A 15,910-nucleotide genomic window follows, 5' to 3' on the forward strand; every position below is an offset into this window, starting at 1 on the left:
AGTTACACCATTTGGGTGAAAAGTTATGGGCTGTCCCTGTTCTCATTAAAAATCAACATCTGACATCTTAGTCTTCTTTTAGGCAGACAAAAAACTCCCTTACTAGATTGATTGAGAAAATAGTCACTAAATCTAGTAAGGGAGTATGTTACTATGCTCAGTTGTCAGAGTTTTTGATAGGAGGCTGGGACAAAACTCCTAACCTCTCAAGTGGTTTTTAATTTTCAAGCAAGGCGCAGTGGGTGAGTGGGCTCTAATTCCCTGATTTTATCAGCTTTTACAGCCCTAACGAATGAGGGAAATATCTTTCCCAAATTTCCAACCTCAAACAGTCGCTTCCCTGACTGTTTGAGCTATGCGGAGGTGGGCTAACGACTCATCGAATTCTGGCGAATTGCCGATTTTTGTCCCACTCTCGGAGATATTTGTTTGGTGTGTGAGTTTTACTGGGACAGATGTCCGAGTCTGGGTTAGTAGCTTTTTTTAAAACTTTATTACATTCGTAGCCCATTAAAGATCAATTTCCATGACAATAGGGGTATGATCTTGACGGGCTCCAGAATCGAGCATTTCAGAGCGAGTGACCTTGTCAGCGATGCGGTTGCTAGTCAACCAGTAATCGATTCTCCAGCCAGTATTGTTGATTTTGCTAGTCCGGCTACGTTGAGCCCACCAGGTGTAAGCGCCGGTGATGTTACCGTGCAGGTGGCGGAAGGTATCTGTGAAGCCACGCGCCAGCAAATTGGTAAATCCTTGGCGTTCCTCATCGGTAAAGCCAGGTGATTGGCGGTTGCTGGCTGGATTGGCCAGGTCAATCTCGTGGTGGGCTACATTGTAGTCACCGGTAGCTAGGACTGGCTTGATGCGATCCAATTCAGCCAAGTAATCGGCATATTTTTCATCCCAAATCTGGCGGTCAGCCAGACGGCGCAGGCCATCACCCGCATTAGGGGTGTAGACCTGCGTAACAAAAAAGCTATCAAACTCCAAGGTGATAATACGGCCTTCAGCATCCATGGTTGTCGGTGAACCGATCTCTGGAAAACTGATAATGGGGGTCAGGTCCTTGCGGTAGAGAAACATGGTTCCAGCATAGCCCTTGCGAGCTGGTTCACAGGAAGACCGCCAGACAACGGCATAATCTGGAAAGTAGGTTTCAAGAATTTCCAAATGTTTTTTCGTAGGTCCTTTATCAGATAGTTTGGTTTCTTGAATGGCAATGATATCAGCGTTTTCAACAGCTAAGGTGTTGAGGACCGCACGAGATAACAAAGCACGGGGACTATCAGACGTAAGGGCAGCGTTGAGGGAATCAATATTCCATGAAATGAGTTTCATAAGGGATCCTTTTCTAAATGTTAATGAGAGATCAATGTGAGAATGAAAGAGAATCTGCTAAGACGAGATTGCAATGGATACAGCCTTGACCTAGTGTCTGCTAAGCCACCCTTCTAACCAGTAAAGGGACCTGTTGGTACCTGTTTTAAGAAAAGGCAAATAAGCAGCTTGTTCAGAACTTTCCTAAACTTTGCAAGGTGCATCTTTTGCAAAGTCTAGGGTGCTGAGTGAACCGTTAATAAAGCACATAACCAGTGATCAGCATAACGTCAGGGGACAGTAAATTTGAAATTAGCCTTTACTTTAGCCGGCTAAAGTAAAAGTTGCTTAGTTGATGAATCATTCTATTTCATTATACCAAAAAGTCCTCAGAAGTGAGGACTTAGTGTTTGGGTTTCAGTAAGCCGTACGCCCTAAAATTAGCAACTGAAAAAAATATGAGATAGAGGTACTATCTAGGAAGGGACGCTCAAATAACTAGGTAGAATGGTATTGATGCTACAAGGGATTTTCAGAAAGATCAATCGCATTCTAGACTGGCTTATTGCCAAGCAGGAGCAGTTGTTTCAGCGCTTAACCACTCAATCCATCTATGATCTCTGATATCACAAAGAGAGAGAGAAATGCCTTCCATGTCGAGATTGGTCATAAACCGACCAGAATGGACAAACTCAATCTTTAATCCCTCAATATCCAACAAATCTAGGACTTGTTCCTGGAATTGTTGGATGACGTCTGGAGGAGTTTGCCCTAGATTATTAATCAAGAGCGCAAAGCCTTGTCCCTCTTTCCAGCGGAAAAAGAGTCTGAGCTTGTTGATGAGTTCGATGGCTAATTTTTCACTTGAAATGAAGGGAACAGTTCGATACCCCGCCTCCCCATGTATTCCCACTCCGTAGGAAATGAACCCCTCCTGTAAGTGAAAAAGCGGTTTTTGACTAAGGAGACAATGAGGTGCTCTTGTGGCAACGCCTAAGGTCGCAATGGAAGGGGCAAGCTTTAATGCGAGCTGTTCTAAATGCTCTAGACTGGCGCCTTCTTGAGCCGCTTGCCCTAAAATTTTATGGAGGAAAAGGGTACCAGCTACCCCGCGATGTCTGATGGAAAATCTTTCTTCGACAGAGATGTCATCATGGGAAATGATATACCGAATATCTCTGCCTTCCTGCCGACAGACCTCAATAGCCTTTTGAAAGACTTTTATATCAGCTAAAAAATTCTTAATAATGACAAAGACTCCCTGGCCCTTATCAAGGAATCGGATAGCTGCGATGATTTCTTGTGGAGTTGGAGGGATAAAAAGATCTCCGGCTATGGCACCAGCTAACATGCCCTGCCCAATATAGCCAAAATGGGCAGGTTCATGGCCACTTCCTCCACCCGCGAGGAGCGGAATACATTTCTCATCTCGTTTGGCATTGTAGAGAAAGCGGGACTGGCCGAAGCGTTTAATGTGGGGGGAATCTTTTAAGAAGCGCTGAATATGTTCTTCAATATAATGTTTGTGTTTATCCATGGATAGCCCTCCTATGGTCTGAATGATAGTCTAAAAAAGAGAGGAGGAGATCCTCGGTGTGCTGAGCTAATTGAAAAAAGTCTGATGTCTCATCATTGAGATTGGACTTTATGGTTTGGGCTAGCGCAGCCGCATGGTAGTGAAAAAAGAAATTTTTTTCAGCTTGTGGCAGATGAATAGAATGCTCTTGACTGTGTTCGGCAACAATCTTGACGACGAGCTGGAGGCAATAATCTTGAAAGTAACTCAAGAAATCATTTTGTGTTTGTACTGCAAAAAGGGCCTTGTAAAAGGTTCGATTCTGGTCAAAAAAGTAAAAAATCTCATGTAAAAGACCGATACCAGAGATATAGTTGAGATTATCTATGATTTGCTCTTGCAGCTCGGTTCTGAAAATCCACTCTAAGAGTTCGTATTTATCTAAAAAATGGCTGTAAAAGGTCTGGCGTCTCATCTGAGCTACTTCCATGATATCTGTCACAGATACCTTTTCAAAATCTTTGTTTTTCAAGACGCTCTTGAAGGCTTTGGCGATTCTTTTTTTGGTGATGATAGAGGATGTCATTTGATCTCCTATAACTTGATCTATTTCAGTTTATCACGCAATGGTGACACGTCAAAGGGACAGATTAGCAAAATTGTCCCTTTTAATTTGAAGCGCTTTCTTTTATACTAATTATATCAAAGCGAGCGGTTTTTAGCTGTTTTAAAAACCCAAAAATATAAAAAGGAGTTTTGTCATGAAAAAAATAATCAACCAGCCAACAGCAGTTGTTGATGAAATGTTAGAAGGTCTTTGTTATGTTCACAGTGATTTGGTGGAACGCTTAGAAGGCTTTGAAGTCATCACACGCAAGGCAGAAAAAACAGGCAAGGTCGGCCTGATTTCTGGCGGTGGTTCAGGACATGAGCCGTCTCACGCTGGTTTTGTCGGTGAGGGCATGCTATCAGCTGCTGTCTGTGGTGCAGTCTTTACCTCTCCAACACCAGATCAAGTACTAGAAGCGATTAAGGCAGCAGATGAAGGAGCAGGTGTCTTCATGGTCATCAAGAACTATTCTGGGGACATCATGAACTTTGAAATGGCTCAAGAATTAGCTGAGATGGAAGGCATTGACGTCGCTAGCGTGATTGTTGATGACGATATAGCAGTGGAAGATAGCCTCTACACCCAAGGTAAACGAGGTGTGGCAGGAACGATTTTGGTTCATAAAATCTTAGGTCATGCTGCACGAGCTGGTAAAACGCTCGCCGAAATTAAGGAATTAGCCGAAGAATTGGTCAAAAATATTCACACTATCGGTGTAGCGCTTAGTGGTGCCACAGTCCCAGAAGTTGGCAAACCTGGTTTTATCTTGGAAGAAGATGAAATTGAGTACGGAGTTGGAATTCACGGTGAGCCTGGTTACCGTAAGGAAAAATTGGCCTCTTCTAAGACTTTGGCGGAAGAATTGGTTGGTAAACTTCTTGACTCTTTTGAAGCAAAAGCAGGAGACCGCTATGGGATCTTGATTAACGGTTTGGGGGCAACGCCGTTGATGGAGCAATATGTTTTTGCTCACGATGTCGCAACTCTTTTATCTGAAAAAGGTGTTGAAGTGATCTATAAAAAATTAGGTAACTACATGACTGCAATTGACATGGCAGGCCTATCTTTGACCTTGATTAAATTGGAAAATGACGCTTGGCTAGAAGCCCTTAATAGCCCAGTTACAACAGCAGCGTGGGGTTAAGATGATGAAGACAGAAACAAGTATTAAATGGTTAACGCTCTTCAATGAGAAAATCCAAGAAAATAAAGACTACCTGAGTGAGTTGGATACGCCGATTGGAGATGGTGACCACGGTGGCAATATGGCTCGTGGTATGGCTGCTGTGATGGAAGAGCTGGCCACTAAATCACCGGAAACCGCAGCAGATGTTTTCAAAATGGTTTCTATGCAATTGCTCAGTAAGGTTGGAGGTGCCTCAGGTCCGCTTTACGGTTCTGCCTTTATGGGGATTATGAAGGGCCAACAAGCAGGTGAATCACTGGTAGATAGTTTAGCGGCTGGACTAGATATGATTCAAAAACGAGGCAAGGCAGAAATCGGTGAAAAGACCATGGTAGACATTTGGAGCAAGGTCATTGATAGCCTCCGGTCTGGTGAATTAACACAAGAATTGATCGATGAGACTGTCGAAGCTAGCAAGGCGCTTCAAGCGACAAAAGGTAGAGCGTCTTATGTGGGCGAACGTTCTGTCGGTCACATTGACCCAGGTACTTATTCATCAGGTTTGCTCTTCCAATCCTTGATTGAAGCAGGTGGTTTGGATGAGTAAGGTTGGTATTATTCTCGTCTCTCATTCTAAACATCTAGCTCAGGGAATCGCGGATTTGATTGCTGAAGTCGCCAAAGACATTGACTTGACCTATGTTGGAGGAACACCTGAAGGAGAGATTGGCACCAGTTTTGATCAGGTGCAAGAAATTGTTGACAATAACCCTTGTGACACACTTTTAGCCTTTTTTGATCTGGGGAGTGCCCGCATGAACTTAGAAATGGTGGCGGATTTCTCAGAAAAAACCATTCTGATTCAGCAAGTGCCAGTGGTTGAAGGAACTTACACTGCCGCAGCACTCTTGCAGGCAGGAGCTGATTTAGAGGCTATTTTGCCCCAATTAGACGAATTGAACATCAATAAATAAGCACAATGCGCTAAAGGAGAAGACCTATGTCTCAAGAGAAATATATCATGGCTATTGATCAGGGCACAACGAGTTCGCGTGCCATTATCTTCAACCAAAAAGGAGAGCAAGTTGCTTCCAGTCAGAAAGAGTTTACTCAGATTTTCCCACAGGCTGGCTGGGTTGAGCACAATGCCAATGAAATTTGGAACTCCGTCCAATCTGTGATTGCAGGCTCTTTCATCGAAAGTGGTATCAAGCCCAATCAGATTGAGGCAATCGGGATCACTAACCAGCGGGAGACCACAGTGGTTTGGGATAAAAAAACGGGTTTGCCGGTCTACAATGCTATCGTTTGGCAATCTCGACAGACCGCTTATCTAGCTGACCAGCTGAAAAAAGACGGTTACGAAGAACTCTTCCATAAAAAAACGGGTCTTGTGATTGATGCTTATTTCTCAGCAACTAAAGTCCGCTGGATTTTAGACCATGTTGAAGGGGCTCAAGAGCGTGCAGAACGTGGCGAACTCCTCTTTGGGACGATAGATACTTGGTTAGTGTGGAAGCTAACTGATGGCAAGTCTCATGTGACCGATTACTCTAATGCTGCCAGAACCATGCTTTACAATATTGAAGAGCTGAAGTGGGATGATGACATTTTAGAAATTCTCAATATTCCAAAGGCGATGTTACCAGAGGTTAAGTCTAATTCTGAAATTTATGGCCATACAGCATCCTTCCATTTCTATGGTGGTGAGGTGCCGATTTCAGGCATGGCAGGTGACCAGCAAGCGGCCCTCTTTGGTCAGTTGGCTTTTGAGCCTGGTATGGTGAAAAATACCTACGGGACAGGTTCCTTCATCGTGATGAATACAGGTGAAAACTTACAAATCTCGAAGAATAAGCTCTTGACGACGATTGGTTATGGCATCAACGGTAAGGTCTACTATGCTTTAGAAGGTTCGGTCTTTGTGGCTGGTTCAGCTATTCAGTGGCTCCGTGACGGTCTCAAGATGGTCCAAGCCTCTCCAGAATCAGAAAGCCTGGCCCGTGCGTCTAAGAATGATGATGAGATTTACGTGGTACCTGCTTTTACAGGCCTAGGTGCACCGTATTGGGATTCAGAAGCTCGAGGCTCTGTGTTTGGATTAACCCGTGGCAGCAGCAAGGAAGACTTTGTTAAGGCGACTCTTCAGTCTATTGCTTATCAGGTGCGTGATGTGATTGACGCCATGAAGGATGATTCTGGTATTGATATCCCTGTTTTGAAGGTCGATGGCGGCGCAGCCATGAACAGTTACCTCATGCAATTCCAGTCTGATATCTTAGGCATTGATATTGCCCGTGCCAAGAATTTGGAAACAACAGCCCTCGGTGCAGCCTTCTTGGCAGGTTTGGCAGTGGGTTACTGGAAGGATTTAGAAGCACTCAAGACCCTTAATGAGACAGGTGAGCGCTTTACCCCTAGTATGAATGAATCGCGCAAGGAAAAACTGTATAAAGGTTGGAAAAAAGCAGTCAAAGCAACCCAAGTTTTTGCAGAAGCAGAGTAGTACAGTGATCAATCAGATAGACTACTCATGGATGGTTTTTAAGCAAAGACCTTTTTATCCGTAAGGGAAACATATCAAGGAAAGGAAAAACAGATGGTATTTTCCAAACACACAAGACAAAATCATTTGAGGGCCTTGCAGGATACTACCTTGGACCTATTGGTCATTGGTGGAGGCATTACAGGTGCTGGGGTGGCCTTGCAGGCTGCCGCCAGTGGCCTATCAACAGGGCTCATCGAGATGCAGGACTTTGCAGAAGGAACGTCAAGTCGCTCAACCAAGTTGGTTCACGGTGGTTTGCGCTACCTTAAGCAATTTGACGTAGAAGTGGTGGCAGATACAGTTTCTGAACGGGCAGTTGTTCAACGCATCGCCCCCCACATTCCAAAACCAGACCCCATGCTCCTACCTGTTTATGATGAAGCTGGATCAACCTTTAGCCTTTTCCGCCTCAAGGTGGCCATGGACCTCTATGATCTCTTAGCCAATGTGACCAATACACCTTATGCCAATAAGATGCTTTCTACGGAAGAAGTACTGTCTAAAGCACCTGGTCTGAAAAAAGAAGGCCTGATTGGTGGAGGATATTACTTAGATTTCAGGAACAATGATGCTCGTTTAGTCATTGAAAACATCAAAAAAGCTCATGAAGATGGGGCCTTTATTGCCAACCATGTCAAGGCAGAAGGTTTCCTCTATGATGCTGCTGGTAAGGTTGTTGGCATCACTGCCCGAGACTTCCTGACAGATGAGACTTTGATTATCAAGGCACGCCTAGTCATCAACACAACAGGTCCTTGGAGCGATGAGGTGCGCAACCTCAGCAATGGGACGGATATACACCAGATGCGTCCGACTAAAGGGGTGCATTTGGTGGTGGATAACAGCCGTCTCAAAGTTAACCAACCGACCTATTTTGATACTGGTCTGGGAGATGGGCGGATGATTTTCGTTCTTCCTCGTGAAAACAAGACCTACTTCGGCACGACAGATACCGACTACAAGGGGGATTTAGCCAACCTGCAAGTGACCCGAGAAGATGTGGACTACTTGCTTGGCATTGTCAATAACCGTTTCCCAGAAGCCAACTTGACCCTTGAGGACATTGAGAGTGGCTGGGCAGGTTTGCGGCCGCTTCTATCTGGCAACTCAGCCTCTGACTACAACGGTGGCAATAGTGGCAAGATGAGCGATACGAGCTTTGAAAACTTAATCGGTGTTGTCAAAGGCTATTTAGCAGATGAGCAGACCCGTGGTGATGTGGAATTGGCTGTTCAAAACTTGGAAGGGAGTCTGTCTGAGAAGACCCTAGATCCATCATCGGTTTCTCGTGGGTCTAGCTTAGAGCGAGATGACAATGGCTTAATCACCCTTGCAGGTGGTAAGATTACCGACTATCGCAAAATGGCACAAGGTGCTATGGAGCTGATTATCAAGGTCTTGTCGGAAGAATTTGGTCGCAGCTTCAAGCTGATCAATTCGAAAATTTATCCAGTCTCAGGCGGTGAACTCAACGCCAATAACTTGGAAGCAGAGATTGAAACGCTGGCTCAGCAAGGTTTGACCATTGGTTTGACGCATGAAGAAGCGCTTTACTTGACCAATTTGTATGGCTCTAATGCACCGACGGTTTTCGCTCTGGCAAAAGAGCTTCAAAAAGCAGAAGGTTTGACCCTAGCAGATACACTCTCGCTTCACTATGCTATGCGGTATGAGATGGCGCTCAGCCCAGTTGATTTCTTCCTGCGTCGGACCAACTACATGCTCTTTAAGCGTGAGCAGGTCGATGCCCTTATCCAGCCTGTCTTGGACGAAATGGCTAAGTACTATGGTTGGAGTGCCGAAGAAACAGCTGCACAAAAAGAACACTTGCAGACTACACTAGCCAATAATGACTTGGCACACTTGAAGTAACAAATAGAAAAGAGAAAAACGATGTTAATGAATGAATTAATTGGTGAATTTCTGGGAACAGCCATGCTTGTTCTCCTAGGTAATGGTGTTGTAGCGGGCGTTGTGCTCAATAAGACCAAAAACAATAATGCAGGTTGGATTGTTATCACGATTGGCTGGGCAATGGCTGTAACGATGTCAGTCTTTACTTTCGGAAAATTAACACCGGGTGCCCATTTTAACCCTGCGGTGACCATTGCTATGGCAGTAGCAGGGAATACGCCTTGGAGCTCTGTTATCCCATATATTATTGCGCAGTTCTTAGGAGCCTTCCTCGGTCAGTTGATCGTTTGGCAAATGTACAAGCCACATTATGATGCGACCGAAGACACTGGTGCTGTTCTAGGCACCTTTGCCACCGGCCCAGCACTTTATGACAAGGCGTCTAACTACATCTCTGAAATTGTCGGCACGTTTGTTCTGGTATTTACCATCCTTAGTTTTGGCCTGCAAGAATTGGCTGCGGGCTTGACTCCACTTTTAGTAGGTGGTTTAGTTCTAGCTATCGGTCTATCCCTTGGTGGGACAACAGGTTATGCTATTAACCCTGCGCGTGACCTTGGGCCTCGTATCGTTCATCACTTCCTACCGCTCAAACATAAGGGCGACTCTGATTGGGGCTATGCTTTGGTACCAGTCCTTGGCCCAATCATCGGAGCGGTTTTAGCAGCAGTTCTCCATGGTTTGATTTTCTAAACGAATCGCAAAGCTGTCTATCTTATATTAGATGGACAGTTTTCTTGTTTTGCTGGATAATAGTGAGACTTTTCAGGAGTAGGTCAGATGGAAATCAGCACTGCTGCTAGAATTAGTATAGGTCAGACATTTTTGAAGTGATCCGATTCTAGGCATAAAAACAGTTAACCGTTCGCTCTACAGGTATAACAGAGCGAACGGTTAACGGTTTTGGTTTGGAATGCTTTAGGCAAAATGATTTTATCAAATATTGATGGATTGATAGAGGATATCCGCTAACATTTTAGGGGGTTCCTCGTAATCGTTGCGTATCCATGTAAAGATAGTTCTTAAAATCGTATTGACGTAATATTCGAGAGCGTACTTAGCTGGAATTCTGTAAGCCTTTTCCAACTGTAAGTTGAGAACCTGTATTCACAAAATTATAGAGCCCTTAAAAGACAACTAATATGAGATAGTTTTATAAAAGCCACCTCTGACGATACGGATTTTTCAACATCCTTGGCTAATCTTCGAGAGTGGTTCAACCAAGCCAAAGTTCGCTCAACAACCCAAGGTTTGGGAATGATTTGCCAGCTACCTTTGATTTTTTCAGAAATATCTACTGGGCAGCCAAACTCCTCAATCATCATCTCTTCAAAACTTTTCCGATAACCAGCATCAGCTGAAAAAGCCTTGATGGTCGGACATTGTACCATCACTTTACGAGCCACTAAAATGCCTGATGTTGTGTCGTGTAAATTAGCTGCATGAACCACCACATCAAGAAGATTGCCCATTGTATCAACAACGATGTGGCGCTTCCTCCCTTTGACTTTTTTACCGCCATCAATCCCACGTTCCTCTGCAACATCTGTTGTTTTGACGCTTTGAGAATCAATGATAGCATAGGTTGGAGTAGGTGCTCTATCAGCTTTCAGTCGCTTTTTTAAACCAGTTCCGTCAAAATGGTGTCCCACAAGCTGCTCTCCTTGGCAAGACGAAAGACACTCCAGACAGTTGGGTAAGGAGGGAAATCATGAGGGAGCATGCGCCATTGGCAGCCTGTTTTAGTGATATACAAGGTTGCATTGACGAGTTCTCGTTTAGACCATTTATAGGTGCGGTGTTTGGAGAAATAGGGTTCAAGTTGAGCCCATTCTTGATCGGTTAAATCGGTATCATATGCTTTTCGTGCCATATCTTTAGTTTAACATTTTTTTGTGAATACAGGTTCTTACAGTGATAACTCGTGAAAATGTAACATTCTTGAAACTCTAAAAAAAGAGGTATAAGCAAAAGAAAGCTATATCTCTTTTTTATCAATAGGAAAGATTTGGGTATTCAGGGTAGTCACATGTAGAAAATCATTTGTTGAAAAACTTTTGAAACTGTTAAAACCTCAATTTTTTAGATGTTTCGAAAGAGTTTACTCAAACATATTTGTCTTATCTTCTTGGCAATAGCGCTTGAAAAAATGGCTTTCTTTAAGCACTGTTCTTGAACCCTAACTGTTCAGGATAATTTTCTGTCTTTCAGAAATTGATTAGGAATTTTTTCTTCATACGTACGGTGTGATTAGCATTAACATTAACTAGAGTAGGATTCATTTTTATGGTATAATGGAGTGTTACTAAAACGGCCTCTCATTTGGGCTTAGAAGGACGAAGAACATGACTGAAAAGAATTTTTACATTACCACCCCGATTTACTACCCGTCTGGGAAGCTCCATATCGGTTCGGCCTATACGACCATCGCTTGCGATGTGCAGGCCCGCTACAAGCGTCTCATGGGCTACGATGTCTACTACCTGACTGGTCTTGACGAGCATGGTCAAAAGATTGAAGCCAAGGCAGCTGAGGCTGGTCTGGCTCCCCAGTCTTATGTGGATGGCATGGCAGAAGGCGTTGAGAAGCTCTGGGACCTGCTAGACATCTCCCACGATGTCTTCTACCGCACGACCAATCCAGAACACGAAAAGGCTGTTCAACGGATTTTTGACAAACTCTTAGCCCAAGACGATATCTACCTGGGTGAGTATTCTGGCTGGTACTCCGTATCAGACGAGGAGTTCTTCACAGAAAGTCAATTAACAGAAGTTTTCCGTGACGAAAACGGTAAAGTGACAGGCGGTATCGCTCCGTCTGGCCACGAAGTCGAATGGGTGTCAGAAGAGTCTTATTTCTTCCGTATGGGCAAATATGCTGATCGCCTCTTGGCCTTTTACAAGGAAAATCCTGATTTTATCACCCCAAATAGTCGGATGAACGAGATGATCAAAAACTTCATCGAGCCAGGTCTGGAAGACTTGGCGGTGTCACGGACCAGCTTTACCTGGGGCATTAAAGTTCCAAATAATCCGAAACACGTGGTCTATGTCTGGTTGGATGCCCTCTTTAACTACATGACAGCTCTTGGTTTAGAAAATGATTTGGAAAACCGTTTGGACAAATTCTGGCCAGCTGACATTCACATGGTTGGTAAGGATATCTTACGGTTCCACAGTATTTACTGGCCAATCTTCCTCATGGCACTTGACTTGCCCTTGCCAAAGCGCTTGGTCGCTCATGGCTGGTACGTTATGCAAGATGGCAAGATGTCTAAGTCAAAAGGTAACGTGGTTTACCCAGAAATGCTGGTGGAGCGCTACGGTTTAGACCCGCTTCGCTATTACCTCATGCGTAGCCTTCCGGTCGGTTCTGACGGAACCTTTACGCCAGAAGACTACGTTGGTCGGATCAACTATGAGTTGGCCAATGACCTTGGAAACCTCCTCAATCGGACAGTTGCGATGATCAACAAGTACTTTGACGGAAAAGTACCAAGCCTGTCTGCTGGTCAGACGGACTTTGACGCCGACTTAGAAGCTACGGCGACACAAGTTATCTCAGACTACCACAAGTACATGGACTTGGTCGACTACCCACGTGCTCTTGAGGCTGTTTGGAGCTTGATTGCCCGCACCAACAAATATATTGATGAGACCGCTCCTTGGGTGCTGGCAAAAGATGCAGACCAAAAAGGCAACCTTGGCTCTGTCATGGCGCATTTAGCGGAAAGCTTGCGCGTAGTTGCTCATTTAATCGCGCCATTCATGATGGAAACAGCAACCGGCATCGTTAGCCAATTGGGCCTCGGTGACGTTGAAGCGATGGAGAATCTAACTTTTGGTCAGTTCCCAGAAGGCGTGACAGTGGTGGCCAAAGGGACCCCAATCTTCCCACGTCTCGATATGGATGAAGAAATTGCCTACATCAAGGACCAAATGGCTGCTGGTAAACCTGCAACCGAAAAAGAATGGGTGCCAGAAGAGGTTGAATTGGTCCTTAACAAGCCTGAAATCAAGTTTGAAGATTTTGACCAGATCGAAATCCGTGTGGCAGAAGTCATCGACTGTCAAAAAGTTGAGGGGTCTGATAAATTACTTCAATTCCGACTGGATGCAGGAGATGCCGAACACCGTCAAATCTTGTCTGGCATTGCCAACTTTTATCCAAATCCAGAAGCATTGATCGGTCTCAAAGTCCAGATTGTAGCCAATCTCAAACCTCGTAAAATGATGAAAAAATACGTCAGCCAAGGCATGATTCTCTCTGCAGAACATGACGGCAACTTAACCCTCTTAACTGTTGACCCATCTGTGCCAAACGGCAGTGTGATTGGGTAGGAAACATGAAACTTTTGCTTTTAGGGGATAGTTTGTTTGCCCGTTGTGAGGGCAAACAAATTCCCCATATAGAATATTCTCTCCATCAGCTAGCTACTGATCTGAGCATCGAGAACTGGGCGGTGCCAGGGGATAACTCCTTTGATTTGTTGGCGCACTTGGTTGAGCGGAAGTTGCCAGATTGTGATCGAGTAGTGGTTTTTATTGGGGCCAATGATTTAGCTCAGCACAAGCAAGTGTTTTTGGGAGAGTACCAGGCCAACTTGGGCCTGATTGTTCAAGAGCTGAAAAAGCAGTTCTCTTCGGAGCAGATTCTTCTGATGACACCTGCGCCGGTTGACGAGAAAAAACAAGTCTATCGAACCAACCGCTTGGTCGCTCTCTATGGGGAAGTGGTCAAAAAGATGGCTTGTCAAGAAGGGGTCGACTTGCTAGATACAGTCGCTCTTTTTGATGGGCAGGCATTGCCAGTTTCGGACTTACTCAAGGGCCAGCTGGATGATGGGGTGCACTTTGGTAGCCTAGCTTATGGCCTCTTGGCAGAAGGGATATTAGCAAGGATTCTTGAACGAACATAGACCCTGTAACGTTCGTGTCTTCCTCAAGTGACCGGTTATAGTTCCTCATTCAAGGCCATTTTTTCGGATATTCAATAGGCTTGAAAAAAGAGTAGACTTAACTGCTCCAGTCAAGCGTTCTGCTAGTGGATACAGGTTCTCAATTTTCAGCAGGTTGCCTTAGAGGTGACCTGTTTTCTCAAGACAGAAAGGTATGGTATGCATAAAATTTTATTGGTAGAAGATGATCCGACGATCAGTAACTTGGTCAAGAAAAACTTAGAGCAGTGGGGCTTTGATGTAATAGATATAGCTGATTTCACCCAAGTTTTACAGGTTTTTACTCAGACGGAGCCTCATTTAGTTCTATTAGATTTGACCCTACCTTTCTTCAATGGCTATTACTGGTGTCAGGAAATCCGCAAGCTATCAAAAGTTCCGATTGTCTTTTTATCCTCGCATGACCAGGCGATGGACATTGTCATGGCTATCAATATGGGGGCGGATGATTATGTGACCAAACCTTTTGAAATGACTGTGCTCTTGGCTAAAATTCAAGGGATTTTGCGACGGTCTTATGAGTTTGCCGGAGAAGGTGATGCTAGTTTACTGGATTACCAAGGGGTCGTGTTGGACTTAAAAACCGCTCAGCTTCGCTACCAAGGACAGGCTTTTGACCTGACGAAAAATGAATTTCAGGTGATCCAGGTCTTGTGGCGTCACGGGCAAGAAGTCGTCAGTCGTGAGGAGTTGATGCAGGCGCTTTGGCATAGCGATGTCTTTATTGATGATAATACGTTAACGGTTAATATGACCCGGCTGCGCAAGAAATTGAGAGATATTGGTTTGGGTGATCTGATCGTGACTAAGAAAGGATTGGGCTATTGTCTGGCCAAACTGGAGGAAAGAGAGTGATGCAGCGATTTTTAAACGCTTATTTACGGTCGCGTTTCTTATGGATAGGGAGTGCTGTGTCAGTAGTTTTCTGTCTATTCCTCTTTTCAAAGGTCTTTGAAGCTGTACAAGACCTCCTTATCTATCAATTGAGCCTTATTGTCCTAATGATTTCCGTGGTAGTTAGCATGGATATAGCGAGGGAATGGCGTAAATTTCGAGACAGTCAAGAGAATCGGTTACTGGATGAAGCCTTTTTAAGTCCAAGTGAAAGGGTCCTTCAAAGCCAATTGAAGGCTAAACAAGAAGAACTCAAGATGATGCAACTTCGGACAAGAAAAAATCAAGAAGAGACGATGGATTATTTTACCCTATGGGCACATCAGATTAAAATTCCTCTGACAGCAAGCAACCTTCTCTTGAAAGAATTAAAGAAAGAGCCGAACGTCAAACAATTAGAGCAGGAATTGTTCCGCCTAGGACAATACGCAGATATGGCTATGGCCTACTTGCGGTTGGAGAGTTTCCATGAGGACTTGGTGTTGGAGAAGGAGGATGTCCATGTCTTGGTTCGAGAGGTCTTGAAAAAATTTACACTCTTTTTCATTCGCAACTCCCTTCGTTTGGAATTTGCTGATTTTGAATACTGGGTCGTGACTGATCGCAAATGGCTCATGGTGGTGCTTGAGCAGGTCTTATCCAATGCTATCAAATACACACGATCCGGCACCATTTCGATCTATATGAAAGGGGATACTCTCGTCATTGCAGATACGGGTATAGGGATTCAAGTCAGTGATGTGCAGCGTGTCTTTGAACGCGGTTTTTCAGGATTTAACGGCCGTGTGAACCAACAGTCATCCGGCCTAGGGCTTTATCTCTCTAAAACCATTATGGAAAAATTAGGACACCAGATTGAATTGACTTCTCAAGTTGGTCAAGGAACGCAAGTAAAACTGCATTTTCCACAACAAAGTCTGGCTCAAGATTGATACCTTACAAAATTGTAAGAATAGACGGACAAAATGAAAGGTAAAGTTAAGGTAAGAACTCCGAAGATAAGGTAGACTAGTATCAGAACGATGGGA

General features: G+C 44.4%; 16 protein-coding genes. 10 read left to right on the forward strand and 6 right to left on the reverse strand.

All coding sequences use genetic code 11. The features are described from left to right. Positions 1–510: 510 nt before the first annotated feature. From HF992_RS05200 to dhaS, 3 genes are all read right to left on the reverse strand, one after another. A complete protein-coding gene (locus tag HF992_RS05200) occupies positions 511–1,338 on the reverse strand; it encodes an exodeoxyribonuclease III (protein WP_168549000.1) in 828 nt (275 codons plus the stop codon). Positions 1,339–1,879: 541 nt separating this feature from the next. Then, the gene (gene dhaQ, locus HF992_RS05205; RefSeq protein WP_168549001.1) at positions 1,880–2,854 is read right to left on the reverse strand and encodes a DhaKLM operon coactivator DhaQ; all 975 of its coding nucleotides are present in this window, start codon (positions 2,852–2,854) and stop codon (positions 1,880–1,882) included. After that, on the reverse strand, positions 2,847–3,419 hold the full coding sequence (gene dhaS / locus HF992_RS05210; protein WP_168549002.1) for a dihydroxyacetone kinase transcriptional activator DhaS: 573 nt from the start codon (positions 3,417–3,419) through the stop codon (positions 2,847–2,849). Before dhaS ends, dhaQ begins: the two co-directional genes overlap by 8 nt. A 175-nt stretch (positions 3,420–3,594) precedes the next feature. Between dhaS and dhaK the strand changes: the two genes are divergently transcribed. From dhaK to HF992_RS05240, 6 genes are all read left to right on the forward strand, one after another. Continuing rightward, positions 3,595–4,587, forward strand: a complete 993-nt coding sequence (gene dhaK / locus HF992_RS05215) for a dihydroxyacetone kinase subunit DhaK (RefSeq protein ID WP_168549003.1) — start codon at positions 3,595–3,597, stop codon at positions 4,585–4,587. A 4-nt stretch (positions 4,588–4,591) separates the two neighbouring features. Then, entirely contained in the window at positions 4,592–5,176 is a 585-nt protein-coding gene (gene dhaL, locus HF992_RS05220; RefSeq protein WP_168549063.1) for a dihydroxyacetone kinase subunit DhaL, read from the forward strand. Beyond that, positions 5,169–5,543: a dihydroxyacetone kinase phosphoryl donor subunit DhaM gene (dhaM, locus tag HF992_RS05225; protein WP_168549004.1), complete on the forward strand. Its 375-nt coding sequence runs from the start codon at positions 5,169–5,171 to the stop codon at positions 5,541–5,543. Before dhaL ends, dhaM begins: the two co-directional genes overlap by 8 nt. A gap of 26 nt (positions 5,544–5,569) precedes the next feature. Further along, the gene (gene glpK / locus HF992_RS05230; RefSeq protein WP_168549005.1) at positions 5,570–7,075 is read left to right on the forward strand and encodes a glycerol kinase GlpK; all 1,506 of its coding nucleotides are present in this window, start codon (positions 5,570–5,572) and stop codon (positions 7,073–7,075) included. A gap of 93 nt (positions 7,076–7,168) precedes the next feature. After that, positions 7,169–8,989: a type 1 glycerol-3-phosphate oxidase gene (gene glpO, locus HF992_RS05235; protein ID WP_168549006.1), complete on the forward strand. Its 1,821-nt coding sequence runs from the start codon at positions 7,169–7,171 to the stop codon at positions 8,987–8,989. A gap of 21 nt (positions 8,990–9,010) precedes the next feature. Beyond that, positions 9,011–9,724, forward strand: a complete 714-nt coding sequence (locus HF992_RS05240) for an MIP/aquaporin family protein (RefSeq protein WP_246201242.1) — start codon at positions 9,011–9,013, stop codon at positions 9,722–9,724. A 243-nt stretch (positions 9,725–9,967) separates the two neighbouring features. Here the strand turns inward: HF992_RS05240 and HF992_RS12365 are convergent, their stop codons facing one another. Genes HF992_RS12365 through HF992_RS05255 form a run of 3 tightly spaced genes read right to left on the reverse strand, consistent with a single transcriptional unit; the run spans position 9,968 to position 10,904 of the window. Next, positions 9,968–10,117 carry a TetR-like C-terminal domain-containing protein gene (locus HF992_RS12365; RefSeq protein WP_168549007.1) on the reverse strand — a complete coding sequence of 50 codons (150 nt, stop codon included), beginning with the start codon at positions 10,115–10,117 and terminating at the stop codon, positions 9,968–9,970. 29 nt (positions 10,118–10,146) lie between these two features. Then, positions 10,147–10,683: a transposase gene (locus HF992_RS05250; protein ID WP_168549008.1), complete on the reverse strand. Its 537-nt coding sequence runs from the start codon at positions 10,681–10,683 to the stop codon at positions 10,147–10,149. Further along, complete coding sequence (locus tag HF992_RS05255) at positions 10,653–10,904, reverse strand: transposase (protein ID WP_168549009.1); 252 nt, start codon at positions 10,902–10,904, stop codon at positions 10,653–10,655. Before HF992_RS05255 ends, HF992_RS05250 begins: the two co-directional genes overlap by 31 nt. A 472-nt stretch (positions 10,905–11,376) precedes the next feature. Between HF992_RS05255 and metG the strand changes: the two genes are divergently transcribed. The 4 genes from metG (at position 11,377) to HF992_RS05275 (ending at position 15,814) form a co-directional block, all read left to right on the forward strand. Then, the gene (gene metG / locus HF992_RS05260) at positions 11,377–13,371 is read left to right on the forward strand and encodes a methionine--tRNA ligase (protein ID WP_168549010.1); all 1,995 of its coding nucleotides are present in this window, start codon (positions 11,377–11,379) and stop codon (positions 13,369–13,371) included. A 5-nt stretch (positions 13,372–13,376) separates the two neighbouring features. Beyond that, entirely contained in the window at positions 13,377–13,949 is a 573-nt protein-coding gene (locus HF992_RS05265) for a GDSL-type esterase/lipase family protein (RefSeq protein ID WP_168549011.1), read from the forward strand. A 198-nt stretch (positions 13,950–14,147) separates the two neighbouring features. Continuing rightward, entirely contained in the window at positions 14,148–14,843 is a 696-nt protein-coding gene (locus HF992_RS05270) for a response regulator transcription factor (RefSeq protein ID WP_168549012.1), read from the forward strand. Next, positions 14,843–15,814, forward strand: coding sequence for a sensor histidine kinase (locus tag HF992_RS05275; protein ID WP_168549013.1), 972 nt, complete (start codon positions 14,843–14,845; stop codon positions 15,812–15,814). Before HF992_RS05270 ends, HF992_RS05275 begins: the two co-directional genes overlap by 1 nt. The last annotated feature ends 96 nt before the right edge of the window (positions 15,815–15,910 follow it).

It is taken from the genome of Streptococcus ovuberis (assembly GCF_012396585.1).
Taxonomy (GTDB): domain Bacteria; phylum Bacillota; class Bacilli; order Lactobacillales; family Streptococcaceae; genus Streptococcus; species Streptococcus ovuberis.

Excerpts from the sequence above, each read along its gene's own strand:
- HF992_RS05200 (WP_168549000.1), bottom strand. The coding sequence starts at position 1,338 with ATGAAACTCATTTCATGGAATATTGATTCCCTCAACGCTGCCCTTACG.
- dhaQ (WP_168549001.1), bottom strand. The coding sequence starts at position 2,854 with ATGGATAAACACAAACATTATATTGAAGAACATATTCAGCGCTTCTTA.
- dhaS (WP_168549002.1), bottom strand. The coding sequence starts at position 3,419 with ATGACATCCTCTATCATCACCAAAAAAAGAATCGCCAAAGCCTTCAAG.
- dhaK (WP_168549003.1), top strand. The coding sequence starts at position 3,595 with ATGAAAAAAATAATCAACCAGCCAACAGCAGTTGTTGATGAAATGTTA.
- dhaL (WP_168549063.1), top strand. The coding sequence starts at position 4,592 with ATGAAGACAGAAACAAGTATTAAATGGTTAACGCTCTTCAATGAGAAA.
- dhaM (WP_168549004.1), top strand. The coding sequence starts at position 5,169 with ATGAGTAAGGTTGGTATTATTCTCGTCTCTCATTCTAAACATCTAGCT.
- glpK (WP_168549005.1), top strand. The coding sequence starts at position 5,570 with ATGTCTCAAGAGAAATATATCATGGCTATTGATCAGGGCACAACGAGT.
- glpO (WP_168549006.1), top strand. The coding sequence starts at position 7,169 with ATGGTATTTTCCAAACACACAAGACAAAATCATTTGAGGGCCTTGCAG.
- HF992_RS05240 (WP_246201242.1), top strand. The coding sequence starts at position 9,011 with ATGTTAATGAATGAATTAATTGGTGAATTTCTGGGAACAGCCATGCTT.
- HF992_RS05255 (WP_168549009.1), bottom strand. The coding sequence starts at position 10,904 with ATGGCACGAAAAGCATATGATACCGATTTAACCGATCAAGAATGGGCT.
- metG (WP_168549010.1), top strand. The coding sequence starts at position 11,377 with ATGACTGAAAAGAATTTTTACATTACCACCCCGATTTACTACCCGTCT.
- HF992_RS05265 (WP_168549011.1), top strand. The coding sequence starts at position 13,377 with ATGAAACTTTTGCTTTTAGGGGATAGTTTGTTTGCCCGTTGTGAGGGC.
- HF992_RS05270 (WP_168549012.1), top strand. The coding sequence starts at position 14,148 with ATGCATAAAATTTTATTGGTAGAAGATGATCCGACGATCAGTAACTTG.
- HF992_RS05275 (WP_168549013.1), top strand. The coding sequence starts at position 14,843 with ATGCAGCGATTTTTAAACGCTTATTTACGGTCGCGTTTCTTATGGATA.